Genomic DNA, 6,732 nt, shown 5'->3' with positions numbered 1-6,732 from the left:
TCTTAGCTGTTGCCCAAGATATGTTATGAGATTTTGCGATTTGACTTACAGATAATCCTTCTACTTCACGTTGTTCTTTGATACAATCAATACGAGCCACGGTTAGCATTCCTTTCATACCTCCTGATTTAGCGGTCAAGAGGTTTAATTTGGGATGCTATGCCGGGGCTCCTCTATTTTGGAGCGGACTATTAAATTTTAGTTGCCAAACTCGCTAATTCTAGATTGCCATAAACAAACATCCTGAGTTGGACAGTAAATATACCATGACGCCAACCAAATGGATGGTTGACGCCATGGTTTTTTTCCGCCCTTTCTACTTGATTGGACAGTTTAGGTTACGGGTGTCTCCTTCTTTCTAGCAAAAACAGGCGTAAGCGCAACGGGTTCACGCTGTACAAAACAAGGGGTTAGTTACTCATCCGTTTGTCGTTTAGGCTTCTTTTTTCCATGGGTGAAACGTTAAATTTACTAATATCAAGGCAAACGCTGCACCAGCGAGAATCGGAAGGAGAATTGACAACCCCCTTGGTAGAGAGATGACAGATGGCAAGTACAAAAACACTAAAGTAAAGATAGGATCCAGGAGAAATAATTTGCTTTTTGTTGCCTGATAAACCTTGTAGTTCTTATAGCCTAGCAAGGCTGAGCTAAAAAGTGCAATTAACAGCCATGGCAGAAGGAAGGCATCGTCATGTGGAAGATAATAACCATAGAACCCAGCTATCGATACAAGTAGCCCAACATAGCCAATCAGGGACAAATTTGTAAGTAGGGTTTTATTTTGCACAAAATCACCTCATTTTTTGGTTTACCAGTAACCCATTTCCAAAGGAGGATACCAAAGAACCGGTTTGATATAAATACCTTGTCCTGTTGCCACTGCAAAGATTATCCGCCCAGCCAATTCTGTAAGTGATGGTAATGCTGCCACCGATACTATTACACCTAGGATTGTTCCTACTGGTCCACCAACTACGCTCGCAAGTGCAGTCAAGGCAGCACTAAGTGCAACTGGCCCTGCCTGCGCCGCTGTGACTAGCACTGCAGCACTACCAACTATCAAATCAGTATGGCTAATGTATAGAGCACCACCACTTACATGAAGGTTTGGTTGTACTAAATCTGGGTTCATAGGAGAACTTGTTCCAACTACATCTGTCATTAATCTGTCATATTCGTCTTGAGTGAACTCATATTCATTAACTAACTCGTATTCTGTCAAAGTTATGGATAGATTATTTGTGGCACTGTCAAGTTCAAAAAACGCACCAACAGATACAACTTTCTCTAAAAACAGTTGGTCTGCGTCAGATAGAGCAACGTCTGATAAATAGTACTCTTTATCTTCTAGGGGGTTACTATGCGCGAAAGCAGGAGTAGTGGTAACGGCGACGAGCATCAAAACAAGTACTACACCAAGCATCTTCTTGAACACAGCAATCATCTCCTTAAATTTTATACCTTAAGGGTAAGGCATCTCCCCCCCTGTCAAGAATTTTCGCACTACAAACTTCGACATATTTCACCATTTAGGTTACATTCAAAACCATAAAGTGGTAATTTATTATAATAATTATATCGTAGATGCAAGGCGCAAACAAACAAGAAACCCCAAATATAGCAAATAGCGTTGGGGAAATGTCAGGCTAAATAGTAGGATGATGGAATTATTCCCCCTGAATAATAGAATGTTATCATTCTTGGCCACCACATCACAAAAACCCCGCTAACGCGGGGTTTTTGGCTTTCTTGCTACTATTCCCATTCAATTGTTCCCGGCGGTTTGCCGGTAATATCGTAGACAACTCTGTTCACATGGTCAACCTCGTTGACAATCCTTTGCGAAATTCGCTCCAGCACCGGCCAGGGAATACGGGCCCAGTCGGCGGTCATGCCATCGACACTGGTCACTGCTCGTACCGCCACTAATTCCTGATACGTGCGGGCGTCGCCCATGACGCCAACGCTTTGGACACCAGGCAAAACGGCGAAATACTGCCACACTTCCCGATCCAAGCCGGCAGCAGCAATCTCTTCCCTGACAATCGCGTCGGCGGCCCGGACTATTTCCAGGCGCTCCGCTGTCACTTCGCCCAGGACACGGATGCCGAGACCGGGCCCGGGGAAGGGTTGACGCCAGACGATTTCGTCCGGCAGGCCTAGACGGCTGCCAACTTCCCGCACTTCGTCTTTAAACAACTCGCGCACCGGCTCACAGAGCTCAAATTCCATATCCTCAGGCAAACCGCCAACATTATGATGGCTTTTAATTGTCTGGGAACCACCAGAACCGCTCTCCACAACATCGGGATAAACCGTCCCCTGGACAAGAAATTTGGCATCCCCCAGTTTACGTGCCGTAGCTTCAAATTCCCTGATAAATTGAGTGCCGATCGCTTTGCGCTTGGCCTCCGGGTCAATGAGACCGCTGAGGGCAGTGAGAAACCGCTCCCGGGCATCAATTTTTAGTATCTTAATCCCCTTGTCGGCAAATGTATACATCACTTCTTCAGCTTCGTTATGCCGCAACAGACCGTGATCGACGAAGAAACAGGTTAGTTGGTCGCCAACAGCGCGGTGGACGAGCGCTGCAGAAACTGCGGAATCAACACCGCCACTGAGGCCGCAAATCACCGGATTATCGCCAATCTGATCCTGAATTGCGGCAACAGTCTCGGTTATGTAATCAGCCATCGACCAGTTTTCCTTTAAGCCACAGAGTTTAAACAAAAAATTGCCCAAGAGTTCAGCCCCCTGGCCTGTGTGGGCCACTTCGGGGTGAAACTGCACACCATAGATCTTGCGCTCATCATCGGCAATTGCAGCCACAGGAGTGGAAGCAGTAGCGGCTATGGTCCGAAACCCATCCGGCGCCTGACTGATAAAATCGCTATGACTCATCAGCGCCCGGAAAGGATGCTCAAGACCGGCAAACAAAGGATGCTCATCAAAATCCACCGGCATCACGCCATATTCCCGCTTGGGCGCCCGCTGCACCGTGCCGCCGGCAAGCTTAACAAGTGACTGCATACCATAGCAAATACCCAACACCGGCCACCCCCTGTCCAGAACCCCAGGGTTAAGGGTAGGTGCATCCTCGCTATAGACGCTGGCCGGTCCCCCGGAAAGAATCAACGCCTGGGGATTGTGGGCAGCAATCTGTTCAACGCTGGCATTCCAGGGCAAGATTTCCGACCAAAGTTTTAATTCCCGGATACGCCGGGCAATCAAGCGGCTGTATTGGCCACCAAAATCAAGTATCACCACAGGTCTTTTATCCATTTCTGTCACCTCAGCTCCCGAATTATGCGTTATTCTTTCATATAATCCTGTTATTTGTCAACTTAGTGCCGCTTGACGAGGTGCCGAATCCTATTCTTCGCCAGCCGGAAATGCGAAAACTCCTTGCTCAAGGTCCTGAATTTGTCACGGTCCAGGTTATGGCCGCCATAAACCGCACCTTCCAGCATTGCCACCAGCCGGGCCAAAGCATCCCCGCCGGGTAGGGACTGTTGGACGCGGGCAACATGCTCCCGGGGAGTTTCCCAACACCAACGCTGCCAGCCAAACAGGGCAAGCCGACCTTGCAAACGGGCATATTCCTTTTCAGCCCGGGGGACCCGCCGGACCTGGTAGACAATTCCGCCTGCCAGCAGGCCAATCAGTGTCAGGGCTGCGAGCCACCATAAATTAAAATCGAATTGAATTGCAAAGGGCGCCCTCCCCGCTGGCGTTTCAACCGGTTCCCCCTCAGGCAATCGAGGATCTTCGGGTGGGGTTGGCTCTGGGGGCACGTGGGGTTCACCGGGCGCAATTGTTTCGGAGCCATTATCTGCGCCATTTCCATTTCCGACAGGCGCCCCACCTTCTGGCGCTGAACCGGTGCCAGGAGTGGGCTCAAATGGCACCCAACCATAATCATCAAACCATACCTCAGCCCAGGCATGGGCATGTCTGGCCATGATAAAATAATCATAGCCCGTGTTTTCACCGGCGTTGAACCCTTTAACCCAACGGGCAGGAATATCTAGGGATCGGGCCATTACAACCAGGGCAGATGAGAAGTGCACACAGTAACCTTCCTGAAGTTCAAACAAAAAATCGTCCACAAAGTCACTGGCGCTTGGGGGCTGTCGTGTATCCAGGGTGTATGAGTAATTGTTGCGCAGGTAGTTGACCAGCGCCGCTATCTGATCATAATGATTATCATAAGCGCCGGCTATTTCTTCAGCCAGCTCGCTGACCCGTTCCGGCAGCGAGGGCAGTTGTAGGTAACGCTGTGCTGCCTGATCCATGCCCAGTGTGCGCAGATGTTCGGGATCATCATCGGGCAAGAGGGCATAGATGGTATAAGTGTCGCCTTGCCGCAAATTGCGCGTCAATCGCAGGTCATAATCGCCAAAGGGGTTGGCTTCCCCCTCCAATTGCAGGCGAGCATCGACACCATCGTAATTTACAGTTAGCGGATACCGGGGGGTAAAAACAACTCCGGGCAGCGTATCTAGCACAGAAACAGTAATCAGAACCTCCTCGCCCTCAATTTCCTCTGGCGCCAAATTGGCCCCGGGTTCTGGGTGGAAACGGGGGCGACCGCTAGAACGCCAACCGCTACCGGTATAGAAGTCCTTGGATTCACCACGCAAGTACACAGACACTGGCGATGTAACCGCCAGCATCGGCGAATAAGAGGTGCTAAGCGGGCTGCCCAGATTGGTATCATATACTCCATAACCAATCTCCACCCGAACCGGCTCGGTGTCCTCACCATTATCTCGCCATTCATCCCAGCGTGTCTTCAACTCCTGATACAAATCACCCAAACGCGGCTCGTGGGCAGGCAGCGCCCAAGCCACAGAGGTGAGGCAGAGGGCAACTATCACTAGGACACTGAGCCAGCGCTCCAGGGGAATGGCGAAATTGCGCTGAATATGAGTTGTGGCCATCACCACCAACCCCAACAGAATATAGACAAATAAATAGCCGCCAATTTCGATGCGGAAAAACATTGAGCTGAAGGTGAGCAGCACCGCTCCCAGAAACAAGAGGGGCAGCGCACCCCGGCGCCGGGAAAGAAACACAAAGTATAAGCTTTGGAGCACCATCGCCAAAAACAGAATCATAACAAGGCTGCTAACAGGTGAGAGTTGCAAGAACCCGCGATTCTGCAGAAACAACCAATCCTGATGCATATCATGCCACAACCAACCCAGCCAACGCTGGTCCAAAAAACTGCCCACGTAGAAGGTGCGATGGATGAGCAACAGCGATACAAGCAGTTTTACTGCGATACCAGGTAATACCCGCTCCAGGACCAGGTCAACAAGCGAAAAGAAGATGACCGCAAACAAAATTGTGCCCCGGTTTGCAAACTGTAAAGTCACACTGAGCCCCAGAACCAGCATTGTGAGCCACAGGTAGCAGATTATGTTAAATAGTAAATTACCCTTGAGTTTCATGCACTGCCCCTCCTGACTGCCTGCAGCTCTTCAGCCCTGCCGACTGTGAGAATGTTGAAATTGCTGGCCGCATTGAGCCGGGTGTTTGCGCGGGCAGCGCGATCATCAACTCTGATCACAGTCACGGTGTTACCCTTGCCGGCCAAGCGCATCAACATCCGCTGCAACCGGCCGCCAATCACCGGTGTGACCACAATAATATTTATTCCATTGGTCATCAGCTCATTGTAAATTGACTGACTCAAAGGCTGTTTTCCTGAGGGCTGAATAGCGGCCATGTGCAGCAAGAATCGGGTGTACTCAGCAGAGTTTGCAACTCCCAGGCGGGTTTGCCCGGCAACCTGATTACTGTGGAACTGCACCGGAATCCTCTGTAACCATGCGGCCCGCACCAGCGAGGCCGCAACGGTGACCGCCTCTTCATAGAGGGGGTTGAAGCCCTCTTCCCAGGCACTAGCGCTGCAATCGAGAACCACCAGGGACGAGTCCATCAATAACGGAGAAAATTCCTTGGAATGCAAGATGCCAGTCCTGGCACTGGTCTTCCAATGTATCATGCTCAGGCGGTCACCAGGACGGTATTCCCTGACACCTACCAGTTGGGACTGGTCGTGATTATGGCTGTTCTTGGCAGCGGCGCTGCCGTCCACCCGTCGGGGAAAGAATTGCCATGTATCCAGGGCCACAGTACGCGGGTAGACCACCAATTGGCTGGCGTCCCATACCCGGTTTTGAAACAGCACCAGGCCCAACGGGTCGCCGGCCAGTAGCTCTGAAAACTCCCAGCTATGCACTCCCCGGGGCATATCGTCAAGGGTATATGTTAGCGTTTTCCCTTTGCCGGGCCACAGCCACAGCGCCCGTTCCTCCGCTGAATGTGCTTCAGATTTGCCTATTGTCCTGGGCACGCCGTCGCGAACAACCAGCCAGGGTATTGGCAATTGACCCTTGTTTTCTGCCCGCAGCTTTACTGCAATCGAGCTACCGGCCTCGACATAGCGGGAACGCCCGTATTTGATTTCCCGGGCAATTTGCACAGACCAGGGCAGCAACCTATACGCCAGACTGAGGACGATACAGCCGGCGCAGACATAAAACAAAAACCACACCAATGGCGCATACTCCCAACCTGCAAAGATCAGGGCGACACTGGCGAAGAGCGGTAACAGCCAGAATTCGCGGGTGAACTTGGCCATGCTTTCTACCTCCCTGCTGCTTCCCTTGCTAGCTTGCTTCCTGAACATAATTTTATCATATCCCCCGATTACAATGG

General features: G+C 50.9%; 5 protein-coding genes. All 5 read right to left on the bottom strand.

Annotated features, from left to right (window positions below):
* Positions 1-433 precede the first annotated feature (433 nt).
* The 5 genes from FH749_11050 to FH749_11030 all read right to left on the bottom strand — a co-directional run bounded on the left by FH749_11050 (position 434) and on the right by FH749_11030 (position 6,703).
* On the bottom strand, positions 434-790 hold the full coding sequence (locus FH749_11050; GenBank protein MTI96002.1) for a hypothetical protein: 357 nt from the start codon (positions 788-790) through the stop codon (positions 434-436).
* Positions 791-811: 21 nt separating this feature from the next.
* Positions 812-1,438 carry a hypothetical protein gene (locus FH749_11045; protein ID MTI96001.1) on the bottom strand — a complete coding sequence of 209 codons (627 nt, stop codon included), beginning with the start codon at positions 1,436-1,438 and terminating at the stop codon, positions 812-814.
* A 320-nt stretch (positions 1,439-1,758) separates the two neighbouring features.
* Positions 1,759-3,285: a glutamine-hydrolyzing GMP synthase gene (gene guaA / locus FH749_11040; protein MTI96000.1), complete on the bottom strand. Its 1,527-nt coding sequence runs from the start codon at positions 3,283-3,285 to the stop codon at positions 1,759-1,761.
* 62 nt (positions 3,286-3,347) lie between these two features.
* Positions 3,348-5,459, bottom strand: a complete 2,112-nt coding sequence (locus tag FH749_11035; GenBank protein ID MTI95999.1) for a DUF4129 domain-containing protein — start codon at positions 5,457-5,459, stop codon at positions 3,348-3,350.
* Positions 5,456-6,703 carry a DUF58 domain-containing protein gene (locus FH749_11030; protein MTI95998.1) on the bottom strand — a complete coding sequence of 416 codons (1,248 nt, stop codon included), beginning with the start codon at positions 6,701-6,703 and terminating at the stop codon, positions 5,456-5,458. The genes FH749_11035 and FH749_11030 overlap by 4 nt, the downstream gene beginning before the upstream one ends.
* Positions 6,704-6,732: the final 29 nt, after the last annotated feature.

The sequence above is a fragment of the Bacillota bacterium genome, from assembly GCA_009711825.1.
Taxonomy (GTDB): Bacteria; Bacillota; Proteinivoracia; order UBA4975; family VEMY01; genus VEMY01.
Note: the sequence above shows the minus strand (reverse complement) of the source record. Positions and strands in the feature narration are given on the sequence as shown.

Excerpts from the sequence above, each read along its gene's own strand:
- guaA (MTI96000.1), bottom strand. The coding sequence starts at position 3,285 with ATGGATAAAAGACCTGTGGTGATACTTGATTTTGGTGGCCAATACAGC.
- FH749_11035 (MTI95999.1), bottom strand. The coding sequence starts at position 5,459 with ATGAAACTCAAGGGTAATTTACTATTTAACATAATCTGCTACCTGTGG.
- FH749_11030 (MTI95998.1), bottom strand. The coding sequence starts at position 6,703 with ATGTTCAGGAAGCAAGCTAGCAAGGGAAGCAGCAGGGAGGTAGAAAGC.